The organism is Duganella violaceipulchra (assembly GCF_019166075.1).
GTDB classification, from domain to species: domain Bacteria; phylum Pseudomonadota; class Gammaproteobacteria; order Burkholderiales; family Burkholderiaceae_D; genus Rugamonas; species Rugamonas violaceipulchra.
Window position 1 is genome coordinate 32104 of the sequence record NZ_JAHTGR010000026.1, and the last position, 25193, is coordinate 57296.

Sequence of the window (25193 nt, forward strand, 5' to 3'; positions counted from 1 at the left end):
AGGAGGCGTCATGGACTATCAGTTCAAAGCAGGCAGTATTCCCTTGCTGGTGTCCATGCCGCACGTGGGCACCGATATCCCCGACGACGTGGCGGCGGCGATGACGCCGGCCGCCGTCGACAAGCAGGACACGGATTGGCATCTGGTGCGCCTGTACGAGTTCCTCGGCGAGATGGGGGCGTCGACCTTGTCGGCGCGCTGGTCGCGCTACGTCATCGATCTGAACCGGCCGCCGGAAAACACCAACCTGTATCCGGGCCAGGATACGACCGGCCTGTGCCCGGTCGACACCTTCCACCGTGAGCCGCTGTACCGCGAAGGCCATACGCCGAGCGAGGCCGAGGTACAGCGCCGCCTGGCCGCTTACTGGAAGCCGTATCACGATCAATTGCGCGCGGAGCTGGACCGGCTGCTGGCGCTGCACGGCCGCGTGGTGCTGTGGGACGCGCATTCGATCGCGTCGGTGGTGCCGCGCTTCTTCGAGGGCAAGCTGCCGGACCTGAACTTCGGCACGGCCGACGGCAAGAGCTGCGCGCCGGGCCTGAGCGACGCCATCGTGGCGCGCGCGCAGGCGCAGCAGCAGTACAGCGTGGCCGTCAACGGCCGCTTCAAGGGCGGGCATATCACGCGCCACTACGGCCAGCCGGCCAACAATGTGCACGCGATTCAGCTGGAGATGTGCCAGTCGACGTACATGGATGAGGAAGCGCCGTACGGCTACCGCGCGGACCGCGCGCAGCAGGTAAAAGGCGTGTTGCGGCAAATGACGCAGGCCGCCGCCGACTGGGGGCGCGCATGAACCGGCTGTTCGCGCGCAACGCGCTGCTGCCGGAGGGCTGGCGCAAGGATGTGCTGGTCGAGTGGGATGCGGACGGCGCCATCGTCCGCGTCGATGCCGGCGTGGTCGCGCCGGCCGGCGCGCAGCTGATCGCGCCGGTGGTGGAGTACGTCTTGCCGGGCATGATCAACCTGCATTCGCACAGCTTCCAGCGGGCGCTGGGCGGCCGCACGGAAAAGGCCGGGGAAACCAAGGACAGCTTCTGGACCTGGCGCGACCTGATGTACCGCTTCGCCCGCAACATCACGCCCGAGCATATCGAGGCCATCGCGGCCCAGCTGTTTTCCGAATGCCTGCGCCACGGCTACACGTCGATGTGCGAGTTCCATTACGTGCAGCGCGCGCCGGACGGCGCCATGTATCCGCGCCCGGCGGAAACGGCGGAACGTGTCATCGCCGCCGCACGGTTGGCGGGAATCGGCATCACCTTGCTGCCAGTGTTGTATAGTTATTCCGGCTTCGGCGAAAGCGTCTTGAAGCCGGAGCAGCAGCGTTTCAAGACCGATCCGCAGGATGTGCTGCGGGTGATCGAGGCGCTGGAGCCCCTGCGCGACGGGCAAACCGAAGTGGGCGTGGCGCCGCATTCGCTGCGCGCGGCCTCGGTGGCGCAGATTAACGAGGTGCTGGTGACGCTGCCGGACGACCGTCCGGTGCACATCCACATCGCGGAGCAGAAGCAGGAAGTGCAGCAATCGCTGGACTGGAGCGGACGCCGCCCGGTGCAGTGGCTGCTGGACCAGGTGAAAGTCGATCAACGCTGGTGCCTGATCCACGCGACGCATTTGATGCGCGACGAGGTGGACAACATCGCGCAGAGCGGCGCCGTGGCGGGGCTGTGTCCGACCACGGAGGCCAACCTGGGCGACGGCCTGTTCCCGCTGGAGGAGTTCCTGGCGGCGGGCGGACGGTTCGGCATCGGCAGCGACAGCCACATTTCGCAAAGCGCGGTGGAAGAATTGCGCTGGCTGGAATATGGCCAGCGCCTGCAACACCAGCGCCGCAATATCGCGGTGTCGGCGCAGCAGCGCCATGTCGGCGACTTCCTGTGGCAGGGCGCCTTGCAGGGTGGCGCGCAGGCCAGCGGACGGCCGGTGGGCGCGTTGGCGCCGGGCCGCCGCGCCGATATGATCGTGCTGGATGACCAGCACCCGAATTTGTATGGATTGGCGCTGGACGAGGTGCTCGGCAGCTTCGTCTTCTGCGGTAATGACAATCTGGTCAAGGACGTCATGGTCGGCGGCCAGTGGGTGGTACGCAATCAGCAGCACGTTGCGCAGCAGGCGATCGCTGCGCGCTTCAAGCAGACCTTGGCCGAACTGAGGGAGTTCCGATGACCCAGCTAATCCAGTATGCAAGCCTGCGGCCCGCGCCGTGGAAGAACGGCGGCGGCAGCACGACGGAAATCGCCGTCTCGCCCGCCGGCGCCGGCTTCGATGAATTCGACTGGCGCGTCAGCCTGGCGACCATCTCCCAGAGCGGGCCTTTTTCCAGCTTCCCCGGCATCGACCGTTCGCTGGCGCTGGTCGACGGCGACGGCGTGCTGCTGGACTTCGGCGACGAGCGTTTTGTGCTCAGCCCCAGCGAACCGCTGATCGAATTCGACGGCGAGGCGGCGGTGCACGCCACCGTCACCGGCGGCCTGACCACCGACTTCAACGTGATGTCGCGGCGTGGCCGCTGCCGCCACCGGATCGAATCGTTCCTGGTCGATGGCGTCGAGCAGCTCAAGCGCCGCAGCGGCACCACGCTGCTGTTCTTGGCCGACGGCGAGAGCCTGACGGTGAGCAGCGCGCGCGAACGCATCGCCATGGTGCGCTACGACCTGCTGGTGCTGGAGGCCGAACAGGAATGGTCGATGGAGGCCCAGCGCGCAACGGTGTTCGTGGTCGACATCATCAACAATTAAAGAAAGTTCCAAGCATGTGGGATGTGTTGTTTACGAACGTGCACTTGGCCACGATGGCCGATGGTTACGGTGAGATCCGCGATGCCGCCATCGCCGTCACGGATGGCAAGATCGTGTGGCTGGGGCCCCAGGCGGAGATGCCGCCGGGCGTGCTGGCCGTCACCGTGCATGATGGCGGCGGCTGCTGGCTGACGCCTGGCCTGATCGACTGCCACACCCACATCGTCCACGCCGGCAACCGCAGCGACGAATTCGAGGCGCGCCTCAACGGCGCCACCTACGAGGACATCGCCCGCGCTGGCGGCGGCATCATGTCCACCGTGCGCGCCACCCGCGCCGCGTCCGAGGACGAGCTGCTGCGGCAAAGCCTGCCGCGCGTGTGCAGCCTGCTGGCCGAGGGCGTGACCACGCTGGAGATTAAATCGGGCTACGGCCTGACGCTGGAATCGGAAGCGAACATGCTGCGCGTGGCGCGCCGCATCGGCCGCGAGCTGCCGGTCAGCGTCGCCGCCACCTTCCTGGGCGCGCACGCCGTGCCGCCGGAGTTCGCCGGCCGCGCCGACGACTACGTCACCGAAGTGTGCGCGATGATCGCGCCGCTAGCCGCCGAAGGCCTGGTCGACGCGGTCGACGCCTTCTGCGAACGCATCGGCTTCTCGCACGAGCAGACGGAGCGCGTGTTCCAGGCGGCGCGCGCGCAGGGCCTGCCGGTCAAGCTGCACGCGGAGCAGCTGTCCGACCAGCGCGGCGCGGAGCTGGTGGCGCGCTACCACGGCTTGTCCGCCGACCATCTGGAGCACCTGACCGAGGCCGGCATCGCGGCGATGGCCGCCGTCGGCACCGTGGCGGTGCTGCTGCCCGGCGCCTACTACTTCCTGCGCGACACCACGCCGCCGCCGGTGGCCGCCATGCGCGCGGCCGGCGTGGCGATGGCCGTGGCCACCGACTGCAATCCCGGCACCTCGCCGATGACGTCCCTGCTGCTGGCGATGAATATGGTCTGCACGCTGTGGCGCTTGACGCCATTGGAGGCGCTGGCCGGCTGCACCCTGCACGCCGCCCGTGCGCTGGGACGCGCGCAGCAGATCGGCAGCCTGGAAGTGGGCAAGCGCGCCGACTTCGCGCTGTGGCGCATCGCCCGCCCGGCCGACCTGTCCTACGCCATCGGCCTCAATCCCTGCCGGGGCGTGGTCAATGGGGGCGTGTTGCGCGCACCTCAGGTTTAGAGGGGAGCCTCGGGAAATTCTGTTTCGTTAGTTATTGTTTCGGTTACAGTACCGGGATGCCTTTTCTAACGTAACAGGATATCCATGTTTGCCTTGAATTCTCTCCGCGCCGCCGTCTTGCTGACGCTCGGCGCGCAGGCACTGGCCCAGGAGCCGGTGCCGCCCGCGCCGGTCCCCCACACACCTGAAGCACCCGTCACCGCCAGCGCGCCTGTGCCGCCGGCCGCCGCGCTGGCCGCCGCCGCAGCGGCAGCCTCCGCGCCCAGGCCTTACGCCGACGTGGTGCGCGGCGCCGCCCATGTGCAGGGCTTCCTGAACCTGTACCAGCGAGAGGAAAAGGTCTGGATCGAGTTGCGGCCCGACCAGTTCGATCGTCCGATCTTCATGACCGTGAACATGCCGAACGGGATAGGTGAGCGCGGTATCTACGGCAGCCAGATGGGACTGAGCCAGGTGGTGGTGTTCCACCGCATCGGCAACCTGGTGCAGATGATCGCCAAGAATACCGACTACGGCGCCAAGGCCGGCACGCCGCAGGCGCTGGCGGTGTCGCAGGCGTTCTCCGACAGCCTGCTGGCGATCGCGCCGGTGGCCAGCAGTCCGCATCCGCAGAGCCACGCGATCCTGGTGGAGGCCAATATCCTGCTGTTTGGCGATATCCCGAGCTTCACCACCCGGCTGGAAGCGGCCTTCCGCATGCCGTACGCGATGGATGCGCGCAACAGCAGCTTCCTGACCGTCCGTTCCGACGAGTCCATGACCGGCTTCCAGGTCAACGCCCACTTCTACGTGCCGCGCATCGCGGCGCCGCCGGTGGTGACGCCGGCCACGCCGGTGCCGGCCGCTATCGCCAGTCCGCCGACCACGCTGCCGGACCCGCGCAGCATGTTCCTCGGCTTCTACTACAGCTTCATGCCGCTGCCGGCGCAGCCCATGCATGGCCGTGTCGCGGACGACCGCATCGGCCACTTCGCCTACACCACGCACGACTATTCGGACGATGTGACGCCGACCACGGCACGGCACGTGGTGCAGCGCTGGCGCCTGGAAAAGCAGGACCCGGCGCAGCCGCTGTCGGAACCGAAGCAGCCCATCGTCTACTGGCTCGATGCGAACATTCCGGAGAAGTACCGCGAGTCGGTGAAGCAGGGCATCCTGGCCTGGAACGATGCGTTCGAGCGGATCGGCTTCAAGAACGCCATCGTCGTCAAGCAGCAGACCGAGAAGGACCGCTTCGATACGATGGATGCGCGCCATGCGTCGGTGCGCTGGTACGTCGGCACGGATGTCGCCGTCGCCATCGGGCCGAGCCAGGTCGATCCGCGCAGCGGCGAGATACTCGATGCGGATGTCGCCATGCCCGACGTGTTCGCGCGCGGCGCGCGCAGCAGCATCGTCGGCAACGACAGCATGCCGCTGCAGGCGCCGTTGTCGATGCCGGGACAGCAGGAACACTGCAACTACGTGATGGAGTCGGCCTCGGAGATGGGCTTCGCCATGGGCCTGTTGGAGGCGCGCGGCGAGCTGGCGATGGACAGCCCGGAGGCGGAAGCGCTGGCGCAAGCCTATGTGCGCGCGCTGATGATGCACGAGATCGGCCACACGCTGGGTTTGAGCCACAACTTCCGCTCGTCGACCGTCTACAGCATGAAGCAGTTGCAGGACCTCGAGTTCACGAAGAAGAACGGACTGGCGGGATCGGTGATGGACTACACACCGTTCAACCTGTCGCTCAAGGGCGAGACGCAGGGCGAGTACGTGGCGTCGACATTGGGGCCTTACGATTACTGGGCCATCGAGTACGCCTACAAGACCATCGAGCCGGCGCAGGAGAAGGAGGAGCTGGCGAAGATCGCCGCGCGCTCGAACGAGCCGCTGCTGGCCTTCGGCGCCGACCGGGATGCGGGCGGATTCAACTCCGATCCCGATGTCAATATGTTCGACCTGGGCAGCGATCCGCTGGCTTACTTCCAGCGCCGCCTGGCGATCTCGCGCGAGCTGTGGGACCGCCTGCAAAACCGCACGCTGAAACCGGGCGAGAGTTATGAGACGCTGCGCCGCAGTTTCGACTATGGCTTCCAGCAGTTTGCGCGCACCATGCCGGTGGTGGTCAAGTACGTGGGCGGCGTGACCTATCTGCGCGACCACGCCGGCACCGGCCGCGCCACCTTCACTCCGGTGCCGCTGGCGCGCCAGCGGGCCGCCTTGCAGATGCTGACCACCAGCCTGTTCAAGTCGGACAGCTTCCAGTTCTCGCCGGCCATGATCAGCCGCCTGGGAGCGGACCATTTTGAATCGCGCGGACGAGCCGACGTGTCGGTCAGCGGCCGCGTGCTGTTCTTGCAGTCCGGCGCGCTGGACCAGTTGATGTCCGACGCGGTGGCGGTGCGCCTGCTCGATTCGCAGGAAAAGCTGGACGACCGCAAACAGGCGCTCAGCCTCGACGAGTTGTACACCACCGTGCAGGACGCGGTATGGAGCGAGCTGAAAACCGGCAAGGACATCAACGGCATGCGCCGCAATCTTCAGCGTGAGCATTTGAAGCGGCTGACCGCGATCCTGCTGCGCGCATCGCCCGCCACGCCGGCCGACGCGCGTAGCCTGCAACGCGAGAACGCGCTGGCGCTGCAACGCGATATCCGCGGCGCGATGGCAAAGCAGATGAGCCGCGAGGCCAAGGCGCACCTGGCGGAGTCGTATGAAACGCTGAGCCAGGCCTTGAAGGCGGCCATGTTGCGCACGGGCGCTTGATGGTAAGCTCTCTGGATTGACCATCATTTCGGAGAGCGTGTGCAAGGACGATTGCTAGTTTGGCTGGCCCTGTTGTGGGCCGGCGCGGCGTGCGCCGCACCGGCCGATACGCTGCATGTGGGTTCGAAGCGCTTCACCGAATCCTATATCCTGGGCGAGGTGCTGACGCAGACCGCCGCGCAAGCTGAACCCAACGCCAAGGTCGAGCACCTGCAAGGCCTGGGCAACACCGCCATCGTGCTGGCGGCTTTGCAGGCCGGCCGCATCGACGTCTATCCCGAGTACCTCGGCACCATCGACCTGGAAATCCTCAAGCACACGCAGGCCGCGCCGCTGGAGCAGATCCGTCGTGAACTGGCGCCCATGGGGTTGGGCGTGGCGGCGCCGCTGGGCTTCAACAACACCTATGCGCTGGCGATGCGCGGCGGCGCCGACGGGTTGACGAAGCTGAGCGAGCTGGCCGCGCAGCCGCGCCTGCGCTTCGGCCTGTCGCATGAATTCATCGGCCGCGCCGACGGCTGGCCGGGCCTGGCCAAGCGCTACGGCCTGCCTCAGCGGCCGGAGGGCCTGGACCACGGCATCGCCTACGAGGCGCTGATGCAGCGCCAGGTCGACGTGATCGACATCTACTCCACCGACGCCAAGATCCGCCAGTACGGCCTGCGCGTGCTGGAGGACGACCGCGCCTACTTCGCGCGCTACGACGCGGTGCTGCTGTACCGGCTCGACGCCGCCCAGCGCTTCCCGGCCGCGTGGAAGGCGATCACGCAGCTGGAGGGCCGCATCAGCGCGGCCGACATGATCGCGATGAACGCCGCCGCCGAAATCGACGGCCAGAATTTCGCCAGCGTTGCGCGCGACTGGCTGGCCGCGCACCAGCCGCTGGCGGCCGGCGCGCCATCCGCAGCCGCCGGCCAGCCCGCGCCGGTACGTGAGGGCCTGCTGGCCAAGATCTTCGACAAGGACCTGTGGCCGCTGACGCGCCAGCATGTGACGCTGGTGTTGGTGGCGGTGCTGCTGGCGTGCGTGGTCGGCATTCCGCTGGGCGTGCTGGCGGCGGCGTTGCCGCGCCTGCGGCAGGTGGTGCTGGGTTTGACGGGCGTGCTGCAAACGGTGCCCTCGCTGGCCTTGCTGGCGCTGCTGATACCCTTGCTGGGCATGATAGGCACGGCACCGGCGCTGGTGGCATTGGTGGTATATGCGCTGCTGCCCATCGTGCGCAACACCTGCACCGGCTTGTTGCAGGTGCCGGCCGGCTTGCGGCTGGCGGCGCAGGCGCTAGGCTTGCGGCCGATGCAGCGGCTGCTGCAGGTGGAGTTGCCGCTGGCCTTGCCGGTGATCCTGGCCGGCGTGAAGACGGCGGCGGTGATGAGCGTGGGGACGGCGACCATCGCCGCCTTCATCGGCGCCGGCGGTTACGGCGAACGCATCACCATCGGCCTGGCGCTCAACGATAACGCCATGCTGCTGGCCGGGGCGATACCGGCGGCGCTGCTGGCGCTGTTGACGCAGGCCGCGTTCGAGCTGTTGGAGCGGCTGGCCAACCGGGCGCCGTCACAGCGAATGTAGCTTGGAGCGCAGCAGCACCATTTCCTTGTGCAGCAGGCGCTCGGCGAGGAAATCGTTCTCGCGCTGGGCGGCGATGGCTTCCAGCGCCTGCGTGTGGCGTTCCAGCCGGGCGCGCAGCCAAGCTTTGTAGACCGTGGTGGCCAGGGGCGGCAATTTGGGCATGACTGTCTCCTGCGATAGGTTTGACATTCATTCTGCAAGCATGACCACGCCATGCTTTGCGCTAGATCAAGCCCCTTGAGACATCTGCGTCAGCGCCTCGCCGGTGACGCGGCAGATGCGCCATTCCGGCAGCAGCGAGGCGCCCATGCTTTCGTACAGCTTGATGGCGTTGCTGTTCCAGTCCAGCACCGACCATTCGAAGCGGCCGCAGTCGCGCTCCACCGCCAGTTGCGCCAGCGCCACCAGCATCTGCTTGCCGTAGCCCTTGCCGCGCGCGCTTTGCTTGACGTACAAGTCTTCCAGGTACAGGCCTTTCTTGCACAGGAAGGTGGAGAAGTTGTGGAAGAACAAGGCGAAGGTGACGACGACGCCGTCGGTCTCGCCGACGATCGCTTCGCACACCGGCTTGTCGCAGAACAGGCTGTCGTGCAGCATGGCTTCGTTGGCGACGACCATGTGTTCCAGTTTTTCAAACACGGCCAGCTCGTAAATCATGCCGAAAATGGCGGCGACGTCTGCCGGCTGGGCCGGGCGTATGGTCAGGTTGGAGGTGCTCATCAGGCTTCGACTATGCTTTCTGTGGTGGAAGGGGAATCGGATTGCAGCGCCCAGGCGACGCTGGACAGGCACAATACCATGCCGGCCCATTGCAGCGGTCCGGGGCGGAAGTGCTCCAGCTGGATCGACAGCAGCACGGAAATGACCGGCGTGACGACGCCGATATACACCGCCTTGTGCGAGCCGATGCGGTGGATCAGCGTGAAGTAGGCGGCGAAGGCGATCACCGAGCCGAACAGCGACAGGTAGAGCAGCCCGCCCCAGTACGGCAGGCCGGCCGGCACGGTGAAGGACTGGCCGCTGAGCAGCACCCACAGGGCCACCAGCAGGCTGCCCCACAGCATCGACCAGGCCATCGTCAGCAGCACGTTGGACGATTGCTCGCGCACTTTGATGACGACCACGTTGCCGACCGAGCTGGCGATGGTAGCGGTCAGCGCCAGGCCCAGGCCGAGCAGAAAGTGGCCGTTGCCGCCGGACAGGATCTCGCTCCAGGCGCCGCGGATAGCCTCGAAAAACAGCAGCGTGACGCCGCAGATGGCGACCGCGCCGGCGCTCCAGGTGCGCCAGCTGATCGGGGTGCCGAAGGCCATGCGGTTTAGGATGGGGTTCCAGAACACCATCAGCGCGAACAGCACGGCGACCAGGCCGGAGACCAGGTATTGCTCGGAGGTGTAGGTGCAGATGTAGCTCAGGCCGAAGGTGGCGCAGCCTTGCAGGAACATCCAGCGCTGGGTGCGCCAGGGCATCAGCAGCTTGTCGCCGCGCGCCAGGCACCAGGCGAACAGCACCGCCGCCGACAGCGCGAAACGGTAGACCACCGACACGGCGGGCGCGACCTCGCCCAGTTGCAGCGTGATGGCGAAGAACGTGGAGCCCCAGATCAGGCAGGCAATGATGAACAGGAGTGGAGAGGACATCGGACGAGTATAGCCGCCCGGACGATCCCTTGCCTAGCGGCTATGATTTTGTTGCGGCGCAACAGATCGGCGGATTTGTTTGTATCGCTGCGTAAATCTTGAGCATTTTGTTGAAAATGCAAGTATGATGGATTGACACATCAATCAAGGGAGAGCGGCATGAGTACCGCGCTGCAAATCAAGGTCGTCGGCTTGCTGGGCTATGTCGCGGTCAGTACCGCGCTGGTGCTGTTGCTGGCCGACGAAGAGATGCAGAGCGCCGCCCAGACTTTGTTGGCGTTTTCAGGTTTTCATTAATACGCCAGTTTCATCCGGCGGTACAAAAATCCCAGCACAAACAGCGGTCCGATCAGCAGGAAGCGCAGGTCGTCGAAAAACGACGGCTTCTTGCCTTCGATCTTGTGGCCGATGAATTGTCCTATCCACGCCAGCACGAAGATCGCCAGCGACAGCGGCAGGATGGCGCGGTCGGGCAGGGCGGCCAGCAGGGCCAGCATCAGCGTGGTCATCAGCAGCATGCCCACCGCGAACGGTTTCGACAGCTTGAAGTAGTAGGCCAGCGAGGCCAGCGTGACCGCCACCGCCAGCAGGGGGTGCGCCGCCCACAGCAAGCCCAGCAGAGTGAAGACGATGATCGGCACGCAGATGAAGTGGATCACTTCGTTGACGGGGTTGAGGTGGCTTTCGCTGTACTGGGCCAGCAGCGTATCGATGGTGCGGGGTTGCGACATGGGTGTCTCCGGTTTTTTTTAGTACGGTCGTGCCGTCGGTAAATTCTACACCTGAAACGCGGCGTGGCGACGCTTGGGTACAATGCGGCCATGCTCAATGCGACAGATCCCCTCCGCCCCGCACTGACCGGTCTCGCGCCGGTGCTCGACGCGCGCACCCGCATCCTGGTGCTGGGCAGCTTTCCCGGCGCCGCCTCGCTGGCGGCGCAGCAGTATTACGCGCATCCGCGCAACCTGCTGTGGCCGATTCTGTCGGCGCTGACCGGCGAGCCGCTGGCCCAGTTGCCGTACGAGGAGCGCCTGCCGCGCCTGCTGGCGCACGGCTTCGGCCTGTGGGATGTGCTGGGCGCCTGCCAGCGCGAGGGCAGCCTCGACTCCGCCATCCGCAAGCCGGCCGCCAACGACTTCGCCCGCCTGCGCGAGCTGTGCCCGCAACTGGAAACGGTGGGCTTCAACGGCCAGACCTCCGGCAAGTTCGCACCGCAGTTCGCGGCCGAGGGTTACCGGACATTGGTGCTGCCCTCGACATCTCCCGCACATGCCTCGCTGACATTGGCACAAAAGCTTGAGCAGTGGGAAATGCTGCTTCAGTCCTGACGGCCATTAGCCGATCAGGCAAAGAGCGCCGGCCCCGCCATGAACTGCAGCGACGACAAGGCGGCGGTCCAATGTCGCCAGTTGACCGCCATGGGCTTGCGCCAGCGCGAGCAGATAACTATCTGTAGTTTGCGTCGAATTGAGCAGGTGAGTCGTATCGACTTTTTCTTCGTCCAGCAGACTGATGTCATCACTCCAAAATACATGCCCGTCGAGCGAGCGCATGGTCCGCAATAATGGCGCTACAGCGGCCGGATTCCCTGGTGAGTTGGGATAGCTAGCGTGACCAATAATGCGCATTGCACCGTTTTCGGTGATGGGGCAGGTGGCCCAAGCGCTCATCCCATCCCTCGCGAACCACTCGTGCGCAATGTCGTGCTGGACGTGGCCAGGGTCCATTAGTGCAATCAGGACATTTACGTCAAGCAGGTATGTCATCCTGGGATCTCATCGCGCAATTTGTTGACCATTTCAAGTGTAACCGGCATGGTTCCCGTTTGTGGTCGGAGCAGCGGCACACCATTGCGTACTGTATAACTGGATGCCGGCGGTTGAAGTGCCTGTCGGATGCGCGTCGATCTGGTCTCCTCCACGAATTGCTTGCGCTGCTCAGCCGCCTCCGTTGCCTGACGAATCGCGTCAACCATGAAGGCGTGCGGCGTCACGCCCAGGTCTTGCGCGGCGGCGACTGCTTTCTGCTTCAATTCGTCAGGGAGTTTCAGGGTAGTGGTCGACATGGCAGCTGATCCGGCAATGGTGTGTCAACAGGGTAGCACCGTCGGCGGAGTGACTCAAGCTGCCGGCTTTGATGTAGAGACATAGCCAGTCATCAGCGCCACGGCCCAGTCCTCGCGGCCGTTGGCGCAGGCCAGTTCGGCCATGCTGCGGTGGTCGTAGGGGATGCTGATCAGCTGCGCCTGCCACTGCTGCTGGCGGCGCTCGACGATGGCGTAGCGGGCGTCGGGCGAGCCGGATTCGATGGCGTGCGGATACGGGTGGTCGTCGGCATAGGCCGGCTGGCCGACGCTGCCCGGATTGACGATCAGCTGGCCGCGCGCGCTGCGCACGCTGCGCGGCACGTGCGTGTGGCCGCAGGCGACCAGGCTGGCGTCGACCTGGCCGAGGCGCTGTTCGATGTCGGCGGCGCCGGCATGGCGCTCGGCCGTTTCCAGCAGGCCGGTGAGGTCGCTGGTGGGCGTGCCGTGGCACAAGAAAACGTCTTCGCTGTATTGCAGCGCCGGCCGCAGGGTGGCGATCCACGCCAGTTCGCGCGGCGTCAGTTGCGCGCGCGCGTAGGCGTCGGCCGCGCCGGAGCCGGCGTGCAGTTCGAGGATCTGCCGCTCGTGGTTGCCGGCCAGGTGGGTCCAGTCCTGCATCATCAGGTAGCGTGCCGTTTCCAGCGGCAACAGCGGGCCGGACAGGCTGTCGCCCAGGTTGACCACCGCGTCCACGCCCTGGTGGCGGATGTCGGCCGCCACCGCTTCCAGTGCGGCCAGGTTGCCGTGGATGTCGGAGACGATGGCGATGCGCATGACTAGCTATCCTTGAATGTGCCTAACAACGAGGCGGTATCGACGATGGCGGCGTACTCGCCATCGAGGTTGGACAATGCCATGTAGTGTACATCGTCGGCGCTGCGAGGCGCGCCCGCGTAGTCGTTCTTGGCGTAGGCGTAGCAGGCGTCGGCCACCACCTGGGTGGCGAAGCCGAGGTTGCCGGCGCTGCGGGCGCTGGACTCCACCGAGTTGTTGGTGCTCACGCCCGCCAGCACCAGGCGATCGATGCCGCGCACCCGCAGCCAGCGCTCCAGCCCACTGTTGACGAAGCAGTCCGGCACGTTCTTTTCCACCACGTGTTCGTGCGCCAGCGGCGCCAGGCGCGGCTGGAATTCCGCGCCCGGCTGGCCCGGCCAGAACGGCGAACCCGGCGTGCGCGACAGGTGGCGCACGTGGACCACCGGCGCGCCGGCCGCGCGCCAGGCGTCCAGCAGGGCGGCGATGTGGCGCTCGGCGTCGGGGTTGTTGCGCGCGCCGGCGGCGGGGTTGGCCATGCCTTGCTGCATGTCGATGATGATCAAGGCCCGCATCTCAGGATTCCTCGCGGGAGATCACCCGCACCACCGACTCCAGGTAATCCTCGAAGCCCATGCGCAGGTAGAGTTGGTGCGCGTCATTGCTGCGCATGACGTGCAGGAAGGAGGTGTCGCCGCGCTGCAGGTGGCGGCGCACCAGCTTGAGGATCAGTTTTTTCGCCAGCCCCCGGCCCTGGTAGTCGGGATGGGTGCAGACGCCGCTGATTTCGCACAGTCCCGGCGCGCGCAGGCGTTCGCCGGCCATGGCCATCAGCCGCTCGCCGTCGAAGCAGCCGAAGTAGTCGCCCAGCTCGATGGTGCGCAGGCCGAACGGGCCCGGCTTGCAGAGCAGGGCCAGCTCCAGCGCCTGCGCCGCGTGCCGCGGGCCCAGCGCTTGGGCGTCCGGGGCCGGATCGGCGGCCGGCATGGCGCCGCGCCAGACCATGCGGAACATGGTGCTCTCGGCGTCTATCTTCCAGCCGGGCGGGGCGGCGCCGTTCCAGCTGTCGCAGTAGAACGGCTCGCCCGGATCGCACACCGCCGCCAGCGCGGCGAAGTCCGGCCGGGCCGGATCGGCGAAGGCGACGATGGGGGAAAAGCCCTGGGTGTAGCGGCGCGCGCCGCCGCCGCCGTCGGCGTGGCGCGCGTGGGCGCCGGTCAGGGTGTGCCAAAAAATGTGGTCCAGCAGGTCGTTGCGTTCCATGCAGCTTGCCTTGTCGAGGGAGCGTGGTTATGCTTGCTTTAAATACACTTTCTTTTTAACACAGATTTGACAGGGATATCAATCGCAGTTCAACTTAGCTGGGGACACAATGGATAATCAGAAAATCGCCATCATCGGCCTGGGCCGTATCGGTTCGGCCTTCCTGCGCAATATGCTGGGCCGCCGCGAGCGCGGCGTGGAGCTGGTGGGCGTGGCCGAGAGCGGCGATACGCCGGGCCGCCAGCTGGCGCTCGACGCCGGCCTGGCGGTGCTGACGCTGGACCAGATTGTCGCCCTGGGCGGCGGCGTCGACATCCTGTTCGACCTGACCGGCATCCCCGCCGTGCGGCGCGAGATCCGCGAAAAGCTGATGGCGCAGGGCAATCACCACACGGTGATCGCCTCGGAAACCATCGCCCGCCTGATCTGGGCCATGACCAGCGACGACGAGCTGCCGGTCATCGCCGGCCGCAGCACCGGCTACTGAGCCGTCCTTACGGCCCCACCGGGACGATGGTGGCCACGCCATCGTCGGTGATGCCGATCAAGAGCAGGCCGTCGCCGGACACCGCCAGTTGGCGCGGCAACAACAGCTTGCCGCTGCCGACCAGCTTGTACTGGTTCAGCAGCTTGCCGCTGGCATCGTACATCCACACATCGCTGGCGGCCGCCTTGACGGCGGCGCCGCAATAGATGCGGCCATCGCTGCCGAGCTCGATGTTATTGGGCGTGCCGTCGCCGGCCGCCAGATAGCCCAGCACCCCCAGGTCGACCGGATTGAGTATGCTGCACAGCTTGGGCGCGCTGTTGGCGGTGTAGATCCGCGTGCCGTCCGGGCTGACGGCGATGTCCTGGCCCAGCGTGCCGGTGTTGGCGTGGCTGGCGGCCGGAATCCTGGCCGGGTACAGGGTGCCGCCGTTGAGCGCGGCATAGTCGACGCTGAGGGTGGTGATGGCCACCACGGCGGCGTTCTCGGCCTGCTGCAGCAGGCGGGTGCCGTCGCCGCTGGCGGCCAGCGTGCCGCCGCCGCTGAGCGGCAGGTTGACACGGGCGTTGTTGGCGGCCAGGTAGGCGGCGCCGTTGCTCAGCACCACCATCTCCACGCCGTTCGGGCGTATCACCTTGAGGCGGGTGGCCTGATCGGCGTCGACCGCGATCTGCGACAGCACCGTCTGGGTGTTGAGGTCGATGGTGACCAGCGCGTGGCTGCTCAGGTTCAACAGGTACAGATAGTCGCCGTTGCTGCTGGTGGCCATGTCGCCCAGGCTGGCGCCCAGGCCGGTGATGGTGCCGGTCTTTTGTCCGTTGTAGAGGTTGTAGATGTCGATGTAGGCGCCGCCGTTGTGCAGATAGGCATAGGGCCGGATCGGATCGGTGGCCACGTTGGCGTAGCTCAGCGTGGTGCTGGCGTTGGCCTGCGGCGTGCGCGTGCCTTTCCACAGGGCGACCCGGATCGGCTCGGGCGCGCCGGCGTCCGGATCGAGCGGGGTCAGGGCGACGGTGGCGATGCTCAGCGTGTTCGCGCCCAGCGTGGTCGGGTCGGCCGTCAGCGTCAGCTTGTTGCCGCTGACGCCGGCCACCAGCCAGCCCTGGCTGGAGCTGGCGCTCATGCCGCCGAAGCTGCCGTAGTTGTCGCGCACGGTCAGGGTGCGGGTCAGCCTGGTCCAGGACGGCGTGGCGCTGAGGGCGACCCCGGTTTCCGACGGCAGCAGCTTGTGCTGGTCCTTGTTGATGGTCAGCAGCACCGGCGCCGCCACGCGGTCGCCGTTGACGCGGGCGGTGGCGGTGACCAGCGTCGAGCTGACGCCGACCGGGGCGTTGGCCGGCAGCGCGCTGAAGCTGACGTTGCTGGCGGCCTGGTTGACCACACCGCCGAGGACGCTGGCGTCGGCCCAGGTGGGCAGCGCGCCGAACGACCAGGGCCAGGCATTGGTGACGGTGTTCAGGCTCAGCGCCAGGCTCGGGCTGGCGCTGAAGTCGCGGCCGTAGGCGCCGCCCAGGGTGATGCTGTTGAGCGACGCGCTCAGGGTGGCCGGGCTCAGGTTGAGCGTGACCGGCAGGTAGCGGCTGGCCTGGCCGATGGCGCTCAGCGTGACGCTGCTGCTGTAGCTGGCGCTGGCCAGCGTGCCGATGGTGGGATCGACCGTCAGCACCGCGGTGGACGGCGTGGTGCCGCTGGTGGGCGAGACGCGCAGCCAGGCGCCGTTGGCCAGGGCGCTCCAGCTGGCGCTGCTCTTGTCGTCGGTGTCGAGCGCGATCACCTGGTTCGGCACCGGGGCGCCGTTGATGGCGTTGAAGGTGACGCTGCCGGCGGTGACCAGGCCGCTGGGCTGGACCGACAGCGTGGCCGGCAGGGTGGCGCTCTGGCCGTCGCTGGCGCTGATGGTCAGGGTGGTGCTGTAGTCGCCCACGGCCAGGCCGGTGGCGTCGAAGGCGACGCTGAGCGTGGCGTTGCCGCTGCCGGACGCGGCGCCCGGCTTGAGCCAGGCGGCGCCGCTGCTGGCGGTCCAGCCGCGCCCTTCGCTGCTGATGGCGACGTTGATCGCGGCCGGCGCGGCGGCGCCGATGTGGGCGGTGGCGCCCAGCGCGACGGCCGGCGTGGCGCTGAAGGCCAGCTGGCCGACCGCCACCACCTGCAAGCTGTAGGGCAGTTGCATCGGCGAACCGGGCAATTGCGTGGCGCAGGCGCTGTCGCGGCACAGGCGCACCGTGAAGCTGCCGCTGTAGCTGCCGGCCGCCAGCGATGGCGCGGTCTGCAGCACGGCGTGGTACTGGGTGTCGCTGTCGCGTATCAGCTGGGCGTTGGGCAGCAGCACGCCGTTGTTGTCGACCACGCTGGCGAGCACGCCGGCGGCGTTGGCCAGGTCGGCCGGCCTGGCCACGGTGGCGATGACGTTGAGGGTGGTCGAGGTGCCGGCGTTGATGCTGGCGCGGACGGTGTCGGGATTGAAGCTGAGGGCGGGCGAGACGGCCGGGGTGGAGGGATCGGCGCCGCCGCCACCACCACCGCCGCCGCATCCGGTCAGCAGGGCGGCCAGCAACAGCGGCAGGAGGTAGACGGACCTGGGTCTCAGCATGGCGGTATCCTTGGGGTAAGCACAGCTTGATTTACACATTTTACAATTGTTGCGTATTTGCAACTATGTGTCAAGCATCGCACGCGCGCACGGCCGCGCCCCGGCCAGAATACCATCGCGCGCGCCTATTTGCCGGCCGAGTGCGCCTCATACGCGCGGATGCGGTCCAGCTTGGCCGAATACAGGTCGTGGTCGCCGCGCGTGGTGCTGTTGGCCAGCGCCTTGGCCATGTGGGCGTCGGCTTCGCGCAGATTGCCCAGCTGGTAATTGGCCAGCGCCAGCCAGAAGTGGAACTCGTGGTAGTCCGGCACCCGCTCGACCTCGCGCGCGAACAGGTCGCGCGCGCGGCGGTAGTCGCCGGCCTGCATGGCGGCTTGGCCCAGGTTGAAGAAATGGAAGGGCGGGTCGGGTTCCAGCTGGGCCAGGCGCAGGCGCAGCCTGTCCGCCTCGGCCTGTTTGTCCGGGCCGGCCTGGGCGGCCAGCGCCTGCACCAGGTTGGACAGGAAGATGGTGTTGTCGGGCGCCTGCGACAAGGCGTAGCGCAGCGCCAGCTCGGCCTCGGACAGGTCGCCGTGGTGCTGGTAGACCACGGCCAGCGTGTTGTAGGCGTTGAGGAAGCCCGGGTCCTGCTCGACCGCCTTGCGGGCGGTCCAGTAGGCCTCGTCCAGCTTGCCCTGCGAGAGCAGCTCGGCCGCGCGGTTGTTCAGGTACATGGCGATGATGGTGCGCTCTTCCAGCGGCCGGGTGTTGTCGCGCGCCTTGGGCGGGATGGGGATGAAGTCCACCGTCAGCGCGCTCGACATGTCGACGCTGTAGATCTCGCCATGGGACAGGCGCGGCCGGCCCAGCGCCAGGTTGACGTGGTTGCTGGCGAAATACAGGTTGCCGGCGCGGCTCCAGCTTTCTTCGACCTCGACCTGCTGGAACTGCACCACCAGGTTGAGCTCGTGCGCCAGCGCGGCCGTCATGATGGCCAGCGACAGGCAGTTGCCGGCGCGCGCCTCGAAGGTTTGCGCGGCGTCGCGGGTGATGGCCGAATCGTATTCGAGCTGCAGCTTGTCCTTGCGGTAGAGGGCGTCGAACAGCTCGCGGCGGGGGTCCTTGCGCGTCAGGCTGTGGCCGATCTGGTGGTTCAGGTAGTCGCGCATCGCCGGGCTGACGGCGAACACGTGGCTGGTGTCGACCGGCGTCGCCGGCGGCTGGAACAGTTGATCGTGGAATACCATCGGCGCGGCGGCGCGCGGCGCCAGCGACGGCCCGGCGCAGCCGCACAGCAGCGCGGCGCTCAAGGTCAGGGCCCAAGCTTTCATGACGAGTCTCCCTTTGCTGCGGAGCACAAGCCGGCGCCGCACCAGGCAGCGGACTCTGTGTTCCGCTTGAGGAAAGTATCCTCGGCTCGTGGGGCGATGTCAAACGGGAATTTGCGGCCGGCTTAAGCCAGCGGGCGCGGCTCCACCGGCTGGCCGTCGGCGTCGAAGCGCAGCGCCACCTGCAGCGCGCTGACGCCGATGCTGGCCAGGGCGTCGCGCAGGTCGTCGACCTCCAGTTCCAGGTCGGCGCCGAGGTCGAGCGGCTTGTCGCCGCTGGCCAGCACGGCCTCACCGTCGCGCAGCTGGACCCGCAGCACCATCTCGTCGTCGACGTCGGACGGCGCGATGACGGCGTTCAGTTCGGCCGGCACGCGGCCGCCGATGGCCTGGTTGAGCGCCGACAGCAGTTGCAACATCGCGTATTCGGACTGGCCCTGTTCGCGGGCGCCGAAGAACAGGTCCTGGTACAGGAAGTTCAGGCGCAGCTCACCGTCGCCGCGGCCGCGGCCCAGGCAGCGCGCCACCAGCGGCGCGTGCTGTCCGGTCCATTGCTGGTAGCGCTCGGCGCGCTTGGCGAAGTAGGCGTCGGCCGCCTTCTCGCCGGCCGGCACCTGGTAGAAGGCGTCGTCGGCGCGCTTCATGGCAAAGCCGAGCAGGAAGCGCAGCTCGACCGCGGTGTCGGCGGCGCCGAAGCCGGTGGCCGACCAGCCGGCCGCCATGCTGCGCTCCAGCGCCGGCGCGGCGCTGATCTTTTTCTCGGTCAGCGACTGCGCCGCCTCGCGCACCATGGTGTGCAGCTGGCCGTAGCTGACCCGTTCGAATTCCTCGAGGTCGTAGGCGTGGCTGACCAGCACCACCTTGGCCTTGGGGCTTTCCAGGCCGGCGTCGGTGAAGCTGTCGAGCAGGGCCTCGTAGGCGGCGCCGTCCTGGAAGTCGAACGCCGGGTCGAGCCCGCCCTGGCTGTGGACGAACACCGGAATGGCGAAGGCGTCGATCTCCATCTCGGGCGCGCCTTCGCGGCGCAGCGTCACGCTGGCTGCGCCTTCCTCGACGGCGTTGCGCAGGTAGCGGTAGCCGTCGCGCGATTCGTCGCGCGCCAGCTCAATGGCGCCGTACAGCACCTCGTCCTTGCTCTGGTTGAGCAGCTTGCGCAGCAGGCGCTGGAAGTCCAGCGCCTTCTGGGCCAGCTCGGCGCGGGTGCTGTCGGCCACGATGTCATTGTTGAACTCGCCGTCCGCCAGGTCCAGCGCCAGCGCGCACAATTCGGTGGTTTGTTGTTCGTCTTTCAGTTCCGGGGAGTTCGCGGATTTGCGCGGTACGGGGCGCTTATTTTTTGGCATTTTTTATTTATCGTTCGGTGTGGAAGGCTTCGTGCAGTTCGTCGAGCAGGTCGGCGGTTTCATCCTCGGACAGGCCGAGGTGGCGGCAGGCCTGGTCGCCGCCTTTTTCCCACTCGTAGGACAGGTTGCTGCCGTGGAAGCGGGCGATGCCCTTTTCCGCCAGCAGCGCCAGCGCCACCAGCGAGCGCACGGCGTCGTCGGTGGCCGGGTCGTCCAGCACGCGGTAGTCGTGGTGCAGCAGGATGGCCCAGGAGACGTCCGGCGACAGCCCCCAGTTGCGCGCCAGCAGGCAGCCGATGGCGGCGTGGTTGGTGCTGTAGCGGCTGTCCTCGATGGCGGTGAAGGCTTGCTCGGCGTTGTCGCAGGCGTCGGCGTAGGTGGCGGCATAGTCGGCGAAGCGGTTCATCAGCAGCGGCACGCCGATGTCGCAGAACAGGCCGAAGGTGTGGGCGATGTCCGGCGGGGCGATGCGCAGCTTGCGCGAGAAAAACACCACGGCCTGGGCGCGGCGCGCCGAGATTTCCCAGAACGCGTTCAGGTCGGCTTCCTTGCCGTCGATGGCCTGGCGCGCCAGCAAGCCGGTCAGCAGGGCCGCGCACTGGTTGATGCCGAGGAAATTGATGCCCTGTTCGACCGACTTGGCCTTGCGCGCGGCGCCGAAGAACGGCGAGTTGGCCAGCTTGAGCAGGGCGCCGGACATGCCGACGTCGTTGCCGATGATGCGGGCGATGCGGCGCGGCGACGGGTCGGACTGGGCCAGCTCGCGCTGCAGGTCGACGAGCAGGCTGGGCCGTGGCGGAATACGGATGGAGCGCATCAGCGCTTCTTCCACCGCGTTTTCAACTGGCATGGCTGGGGCTGCAACTGTCGTCATTGTATTCTTCAGGGATACGGGGTGGGCGATGCAATACAGCACTATAAACCAGGAGTGCTCGCTCATGCTGGGCATGCTTACCCCGATTATCGCCGCAAGCGCGCGCGGCGGGCGTGAATTTATCCTGAATTTCTGCCGGGACCGCCATATTTTGTCGCTAATTTCCGTTAACTGCGGCGATTCGATAATCATTTGTTATGTGTTTCCGGGCATTTACAATATGGCCATGGACAACTATCTGGCAGGCATCGATTTCAACGCGCCCTCGGCCGAGGTGGCGCGGCGCTTGATCGGCGTCACCCTGCTGGTGGACGGCGTCGGCGGGCGCATCGTCGAGGCCGAGGCCTACGACCGCAGCGAGCCGGCCGCGCACAGCTTCAACGGTCCGACGCCGCGCAATTTTTCCATGTTCGGGCCGCCGGGGCGCAGCTATGTCTACCGTTCGCACGGCTTGCACTGGTGTTTGAATTTTGTCTGCCGCGAGGAGGGCCACGGCGCCGGCGTGCTGATCCGCGCGCTGGAGCCGCTGGCCGGACTGGCGCAGATGCGCGCACGGCGCGGGCTGGACGACGAGCGCCTGCTGTGCGCCGGGCCGGGGCGGCTGTGCCAGGCGCTGGGCGTCACGCGTGCCCACAACAACCTGGCGCTGGACGCGGCGCCGTTCACCTTGCTCGCGCCCGAGCGCGGCGTGGTCGAGGTGCTAGCCGGCCCGCGCATCGGCATTCGCAAGGCGATGGAGCTGCCGTGGCGCTTCGGCCTGGCCGGCTCGCGTTTTTTGAGCAAGCCCATGCGCTGACGGCGGCTCCACCTTGAACACCGACACCGCCTGCGACAGCTGCACCGCCTGCTCCTGCAGGCTGGCGGCGGCGGCGGCGGCCTGTTCGACCAGCGCGGCGTTCTGCTGCGTCACATCGTCCATCTGGCCGACCGCCTGGTTGACCTCGGCGATGCCCTGGGCCTGCTCGACGCTGGCCTTGCTGATGCGGGCGATCACCTCGTTGACCTGCTGCACCGAGGCGACGATGGCCTCCATCCGCTCGCCGGCCTGGTGCACCGAGGCGCTGCCGCTGTCGATGGTGGCCACCGAGGCCGCGATCAGCGCCTTGATTTCCTTGGCGGCGGCGGCCGAGCGGTGCGCCAGGGTGCGCACCTCGCTGGCCACCACGGCGAAGCCGCGGCCCTGCTCGCCGGCGCGCGCCGCCTCCACCGCCGCGTTGAGCGCCAGGATGTTGGTCTGGAAGGAGATGCTGTCGATCACGCCGATGATGTCGACGATCTGGCGCGAGCTGGCGCGGATCGAGGCCATGGTCTGCACCGCCTGGCGCACCGCCGCGCCGCCGTGCTGGGCCAGGTCGGCGGCGCCGGCCGCCAGCTGGCAGGCTTGCTGGGCGCCGGCGGCGTTGTCCTGCACCGCGCGGGTCAGGCTGGCCATGGCGCTGGCGGTTTCCTCCAGCGAGCCGGCCTGCATCTCGGTGCGGCTCGACAGGTCGAGGTTGCCGCTGGCGATTTCGTGGGCGGCGCAGTCGATCGCCTGCACCGCCGCCAGGATGGCGGTCAGGGTCTGGGTCAGCTTGTGCATGGTGTGGTCCAGCATGCGGGCGGTGTCGGCGATCTCGTCGCGGCCGCGGTTGTCGCCGCGCCCGGCCACCAGGCGGCCGGCCGCCAGCGCCACCACCACGTCGGCGATGGCGCGGATATCGTGCAGCATGGCGCCGCGCACCGCCATCGTCACCCCCAGCGACAGCGCGATCGACAGCAGCACCATCAGCGCCATGCTGGTGCCCAGGGTGTGGAACTCGGCGCGCGCGCGCGCGTAGGCCTGCTCGCTGAGGTTTTTCTCCAGCGCCGACAGCTGCGCCAGCTGTTCGTTCAGCGCCAGGAATTGCTTTTCGCCGTGGGCCATGGCGTTGGTGGCGATGCTCTGGTCGATGCTGGCCATCTCCATCGTGTCGTGCACGGCCTTGCGGTAGGCCGCCAGCGATTGCAGCGTCTGCTCGACGATCTTGCGTTCGGCGGCGTTGTCGTCAGCCGCCGCCAGCGCGTCGAGCTGGCGCAGCTGGGTCTCGATGGCGGCGTGGCCGGCCTTGATCTGCCTGGACAGCGCGTCCAGCCGGGGCTGGGAAAAGCTGCCGTTGACCCAGGCCAGCAGCTGGTAGATGTGGGCGTGGGCGTAGCGGGTTTCGCCGGTGACGTCGGCGGCGGTCTTGAGGCGGGCGGCGCGCACCTGCACCAGGTTTTCCAGCGAGGCGTTCTGGCGCACCATGCCGTAGTAGGCGGCGGCCGCCGTGACGATCAGCAGCAACAGCACCAGGCCGGGCGCCAGCAGCAGTTTGGGACCGATACGCAGTTTGCTCAGCATGGTGCTCTCCCGCCGCTATTTTTTGTAGATGCCCGCTTCCAGCACCACGTCGCCGACGCGCAGGATGTAGGTGGTCTTGGGTTCGATCTTGCCGCTGCCGGGATTCTTGTACTGGTAGTCGACCCAGCCGTGGCCTTTCTTGGCGGCCAGCTCGATGATCTCGCGTCGGTATTTCTTGCCGCTGGCGTCGGGCACGTCGGTCAGGTCCTTGCCGACGATGGAGGGGTTGAACGGGTGGGCCAGCACGATGCCGCTGTTGAGGTCGCGCAGGTCGACGTACAGCGAACCCTGCACGAAGTCCGGGTCCTTGGCGGCCACCTTCTTGATCAACTCGTCCTTGCCGTGGGCCTTGAGGAAGGCGGCGCTCTTCTCGACGATGGCGACGGCGTCTTTTTCGGTGGGCTCGGCGGCGAAGGCCGGGGCGTGCAGCAGGGTGGCGGCAATCGCGGCAATGGCGGCGCTGGCGGCCAGCGTGGCGGTCTGTTTCATGGCGGGTCCTTGTGGTGGGGGCGGGGAGGCTTGCTCCCATGAACTTTACGCCGGCGCAGAGGACGGGAATTGCGATGGCGCAAAGTCTGGCCGTGTGGCAATTTTGCACGCGTCCGGCGTCAAGGAAAAATGTATTTCCGTGCGTCAGTTGATTTACGGCAATCGCCATTTCGGCGGGGAGCCTAGCATGCAGTTTCCGCCCCCCCTTTTATTGCGATAGGAACCTGCGATGACCTCCACTCCGATAGTCTCCTGGAACAGCGCCGCCGCCCAGGCGCCCAAGTTCAAGCCCTTCATCCGCCAGACCATCCCCCATTCCCGCCAATGGGAATGGCTGACGCCCGATTTGCAGGAAGCGGTGCAGGTGGTGTCGCACGTGCTGCCGTTCCGCACCAACGAGTACGTGCTGGACCATCTGATCGACTGGAGCAATATCCCGGACGATCCGATCTTCCGCCTGACTTTCCCGCACCGCGACATGCTGGCGCCGGACGACTACGCGCAGCTGCGCGAGCTGGTGCTGGGGCGCGCCAACCAGCCGGCGCTGGTGGAGCTGGTGCGGCGCATCCGCCTGCGCATGAACCCCCATCCGGCCGGGCAGATGACGCACAACGTGCCGCGCGTGAACGACGCGCCGCTCAAAGGCTTGCAGCACAAGTACAAGGAGACGGTGCTGTTCTTCCCCAGCGCCGGCCAGACCTGCCACGCCTACTGCACCTTCTGCTTCCGCTGGCCGCAGTTCGTCGGCATGGACGACATGAAGTTCGACGCCAAGGAATCGCACCAGCTGGCCGACTACCTGCGCCTGCATCCCGAGGTGACCGATGTGCTGATCACCGGCGGCGATCCGCTGATCATGAACACCCGCTCGCTGGAGGCGTATATCGAGCCCTTGCTAGCGCCGGACCTGGCGCACATCCAGAACATCCGCATCGGCACCAAGTCGGTGGCGTACTGGCCGCAGCGCTTCGTCACCGACCGCGACGCCGACGACCTGCTGCGCCTGTTCGAACGGGTGGTCGGCAGCGGCAAGAACATGGCCATCATGGGCCACTACAACCACGCGGTGGAGCTGCGGCCGGCCATCGCGCAGCAGGCGGTCAAGCGCATCGTCGGCACCGGCGCCACCTTGCGCATGCAGGGGCCGCTGATCCGCCACATCAACGAAGACCCGCGCAGCTGGGCCGAGCTGTGGCAGACCGGCGTGCGGCTGGGGGCCATCCCCTACTATATGTTCGTCGAGCGCGACACCGGGCCGCGCGAGTATTTCCAGCTGCCGCTGGCGCGCGCGCACGAGATCTTCCAGCAGGCCTACCAGATGGTGTCGGGCCTGTCGCGCACGGTGCGCGGGCCGTCGATGAGCGCCTTCCCCGGCAAGGTGGTGATCGACGGCATCGTCAACATCGGCGGCGAGAAGGTGTTCGCGCTGCAGTTCCTGCAGGCCCGCAACGCCGACTGGGTGCGCAAGCCGTTCTACGCCAGGTTCGATCCGAAGGCGACCTGGATGGATGAGCTCAAGCCGGCCTTCGGCAAGGACAAGTTCTTCTTCGAGGAGGAGGGCGGCAGCCGCAGCGAATACGGCGCCGAGCCGCCGGGCCAGCGCAAGGTGATCCCGCTGATCACGGCGCGCCAGGACGAGGCCCTGCGTGGTGCGGGCGGCGGCGCGGCCGTCGCCAGCGCGGCCAGCTGCGCCGCGCACAGTCCGGCGTAGG

General features: G+C 67.2%; 26 protein-coding genes. 11 read left to right on the forward strand and 15 right to left on the reverse strand.

Translation table 11 applies throughout. The features are described 5' to 3' along the window. The first annotated feature begins 10 nt into the window (after nucleotides 1-10). The 6 genes from hutG to KVP70_RS30055 all read left to right on the forward strand — a co-directional run bounded on the left by hutG (nucleotide 11) and on the right by KVP70_RS30055 (nucleotide 8290). Complete coding sequence (hutG, locus tag KVP70_RS30030; protein WP_217946051.1) at nucleotides 11-799, forward strand: N-formylglutamate deformylase; 789 nt, start codon at nucleotides 11-13, stop codon at nucleotides 797-799. Beyond that, the gene (locus KVP70_RS30035) at nucleotides 796-2172 is read left to right on the forward strand and encodes a formimidoylglutamate deiminase (RefSeq protein WP_217946052.1); all 1377 of its coding nucleotides are present in this window, start codon (nucleotides 796-798) and stop codon (nucleotides 2170-2172) included. Before hutG ends, KVP70_RS30035 begins: the two co-directional genes overlap by 4 nt. Further along, a complete protein-coding gene (locus tag KVP70_RS30040; protein ID WP_217946053.1) occupies nucleotides 2169-2744 on the forward strand; it encodes a HutD/Ves family protein in 576 nt (191 codons plus the stop codon). Before KVP70_RS30035 ends, KVP70_RS30040 begins: the two co-directional genes overlap by 4 nt. 14 nt (nucleotides 2745-2758) lie before the next feature. After that, nucleotides 2759-3970, forward strand: a complete 1212-nt coding sequence (gene hutI / locus KVP70_RS30045) for an imidazolonepropionase (RefSeq protein ID WP_217946054.1) — start codon at nucleotides 2759-2761, stop codon at nucleotides 3968-3970. An 84-nt stretch (nucleotides 3971-4054) separates the two neighbouring features. Further along, nucleotides 4055-6721, forward strand: coding sequence for a zinc-dependent metalloprotease (locus tag KVP70_RS30050; RefSeq protein ID WP_217946055.1), 2667 nt, complete (start codon nucleotides 4055-4057; stop codon nucleotides 6719-6721). A 39-nt stretch (nucleotides 6722-6760) separates the two neighbouring features. Further along, on the forward strand, nucleotides 6761-8290 hold the full coding sequence (locus KVP70_RS30055) for a glycine betaine ABC transporter substrate-binding protein (protein ID WP_262311785.1): 1530 nt from the start codon (nucleotides 6761-6763) through the stop codon (nucleotides 8288-8290). Here the strand turns inward: KVP70_RS30055 and KVP70_RS30060 are convergent. From KVP70_RS30060 to KVP70_RS30070, 3 genes are all read right to left on the reverse strand, one after another. Further along, nucleotides 8276-8452, reverse strand: coding sequence for a hypothetical protein (locus KVP70_RS30060; protein WP_217946056.1), 177 nt, complete (start codon nucleotides 8450-8452; stop codon nucleotides 8276-8278). The genes KVP70_RS30055 and KVP70_RS30060 overlap by 15 nt on opposite strands. 66 nt (nucleotides 8453-8518) lie before the next feature. Continuing rightward, nucleotides 8519-9010, reverse strand: coding sequence for a GNAT family N-acetyltransferase (locus KVP70_RS30065; RefSeq protein ID WP_217946057.1), 492 nt, complete (start codon nucleotides 9008-9010; stop codon nucleotides 8519-8521). Next, complete coding sequence (locus KVP70_RS30070) at nucleotides 9010-9930, reverse strand: DMT family transporter (protein WP_217946058.1); 921 nt, start codon at nucleotides 9928-9930, stop codon at nucleotides 9010-9012. The genes KVP70_RS30065 and KVP70_RS30070 overlap by 1 nt, the downstream gene beginning before the upstream one ends. 159 nt (nucleotides 9931-10089) lie before the next feature. Here KVP70_RS30070 and KVP70_RS30075 point away from each other — a divergent pair, with 159 nt between their 5' ends. Then, nucleotides 10090-10227, forward strand: a complete 138-nt coding sequence (locus KVP70_RS30075; RefSeq protein ID WP_217946059.1) for a hypothetical protein — start codon at nucleotides 10090-10092, stop codon at nucleotides 10225-10227. Here the strand turns inward: KVP70_RS30075 and KVP70_RS30080 are convergent. Then, the gene (locus tag KVP70_RS30080) at nucleotides 10224-10661 is read right to left on the reverse strand and encodes an Mpo1 family 2-hydroxy fatty acid dioxygenase (RefSeq protein ID WP_217946060.1); all 438 of its coding nucleotides are present in this window, start codon (nucleotides 10659-10661) and stop codon (nucleotides 10224-10226) included. The genes KVP70_RS30075 and KVP70_RS30080 overlap by 4 nt on opposite strands. 90 nt (nucleotides 10662-10751) lie before the next feature. Between KVP70_RS30080 and KVP70_RS30085 the strand changes: the two genes are divergently transcribed. Next, nucleotides 10752-11258 (forward strand): DNA-deoxyinosine glycosylase, encoded by a 507-nt coding sequence (locus KVP70_RS30085; protein WP_217946061.1) that lies wholly within the window; start codon nucleotides 10752-10754, stop codon nucleotides 11256-11258. Nucleotides 11259-11264: 6 nt separating this feature from the next. Here KVP70_RS30085 and KVP70_RS30090 read toward each other — a convergent pair whose 3' ends face one another. Genes KVP70_RS30090 through KVP70_RS30110 form a run of 5 tightly spaced genes read right to left on the reverse strand, consistent with a single transcriptional unit; the run spans nucleotide 11265 to nucleotide 14032 of the window. Then, nucleotides 11265-11696, reverse strand: coding sequence for a TA system VapC family ribonuclease toxin (locus tag KVP70_RS30090; RefSeq protein WP_217946062.1), 432 nt, complete (start codon nucleotides 11694-11696; stop codon nucleotides 11265-11267). Next, entirely contained in the window at nucleotides 11693-11995 is a 303-nt protein-coding gene (locus KVP70_RS30095; protein ID WP_217946063.1) for a CopG family ribbon-helix-helix protein, read from the reverse strand. Before KVP70_RS30095 ends, KVP70_RS30090 begins: the two co-directional genes overlap by 4 nt. Nucleotides 11996-12049: 54 nt before the next feature. After that, nucleotides 12050-12790, reverse strand: a complete 741-nt coding sequence (locus KVP70_RS30100) for a metallophosphoesterase family protein (RefSeq protein ID WP_217946064.1) — start codon at nucleotides 12788-12790, stop codon at nucleotides 12050-12052. Nucleotides 12791-12792: 2 nt separating this feature from the next. Beyond that, a complete protein-coding gene (locus tag KVP70_RS30105) occupies nucleotides 12793-13344 on the reverse strand; it encodes a cysteine hydrolase family protein (RefSeq protein ID WP_217946065.1) in 552 nt (183 codons plus the stop codon). A 1-nt stretch (nucleotide 13345) separates the two neighbouring features. Next, complete coding sequence (locus tag KVP70_RS30110) at nucleotides 13346-14032, reverse strand: GNAT family N-acetyltransferase (protein WP_217946066.1); 687 nt, start codon at nucleotides 14030-14032, stop codon at nucleotides 13346-13348. 109 nt (nucleotides 14033-14141) lie between these two features. Between KVP70_RS30110 and KVP70_RS30115 the strand changes: the two genes are divergently transcribed. Further along, nucleotides 14142-14519 (forward strand): Rossmann-fold NAD(P)-binding domain-containing protein, encoded by a 378-nt coding sequence (locus tag KVP70_RS30115; RefSeq protein WP_217946067.1) that lies wholly within the window; start codon nucleotides 14142-14144, stop codon nucleotides 14517-14519. A gap of 7 nt (nucleotides 14520-14526) precedes the next feature. On the opposite strand, the gene KVP70_RS30120 is transcribed toward KVP70_RS30115, so the two are convergent. The 4 genes from KVP70_RS30120 to KVP70_RS30135 form a co-directional block, all read right to left on the reverse strand. After that, on the reverse strand, nucleotides 14527-17109 hold the full coding sequence (locus tag KVP70_RS30120; RefSeq protein ID WP_217946068.1) for a BACON domain-containing protein: 2583 nt from the start codon (nucleotides 17107-17109) through the stop codon (nucleotides 14527-14529). Between the two features lie 125 nt (nucleotides 17110-17234). Then, on the reverse strand, nucleotides 17235-18419 hold the full coding sequence (locus KVP70_RS30125) for a tetratricopeptide repeat protein (RefSeq protein ID WP_217946069.1): 1185 nt from the start codon (nucleotides 18417-18419) through the stop codon (nucleotides 17235-17237). 122 nt (nucleotides 18420-18541) lie between these two features. Then, entirely contained in the window at nucleotides 18542-19759 is a 1218-nt protein-coding gene (locus KVP70_RS30130) for a DUF2863 family protein (RefSeq protein WP_217946070.1), read from the reverse strand. A gap of 7 nt (nucleotides 19760-19766) precedes the next feature. Then, nucleotides 19767-20633 carry an HDOD domain-containing protein gene (locus KVP70_RS30135; RefSeq protein ID WP_217946071.1) on the reverse strand — a complete coding sequence of 289 codons (867 nt, stop codon included), beginning with the start codon at nucleotides 20631-20633 and terminating at the stop codon, nucleotides 19767-19769. Between the two features lie 226 nt (nucleotides 20634-20859). Here KVP70_RS30135 and KVP70_RS30140 point away from each other — a divergent pair, with 226 nt between their 5' ends. After that, complete coding sequence (locus KVP70_RS30140; protein WP_217946072.1) at nucleotides 20860-21429, forward strand: DNA-3-methyladenine glycosylase; 570 nt, start codon at nucleotides 20860-20862, stop codon at nucleotides 21427-21429. Here the strand turns inward: KVP70_RS30140 and KVP70_RS30145 are convergent. Together KVP70_RS30145 and KVP70_RS30150 are read right to left on the reverse strand one after the other, a co-directional pair. Further along, nucleotides 21334-22992, reverse strand: a complete 1659-nt coding sequence (locus KVP70_RS30145) for a methyl-accepting chemotaxis protein (protein ID WP_217946073.1) — start codon at nucleotides 22990-22992, stop codon at nucleotides 21334-21336. The two genes, KVP70_RS30140 and KVP70_RS30145, sit on opposite strands and share 96 nt — an antisense overlap. A gap of 15 nt (nucleotides 22993-23007) precedes the next feature. After that, the gene (locus KVP70_RS30150; RefSeq protein ID WP_217946074.1) at nucleotides 23008-23481 is read right to left on the reverse strand and encodes a cache domain-containing protein; all 474 of its coding nucleotides are present in this window, start codon (nucleotides 23479-23481) and stop codon (nucleotides 23008-23010) included. A 229-nt stretch (nucleotides 23482-23710) separates the two neighbouring features. Here KVP70_RS30150 and KVP70_RS30155 point away from each other — a divergent pair, with 229 nt between their 5' ends. Then, the gene (locus tag KVP70_RS30155) at nucleotides 23711-25192 is read left to right on the forward strand and encodes a KamA family radical SAM protein (RefSeq protein WP_217946075.1); all 1482 of its coding nucleotides are present in this window, start codon (nucleotides 23711-23713) and stop codon (nucleotides 25190-25192) included. Nucleotide 25193 lies beyond the last annotated feature (1 nt).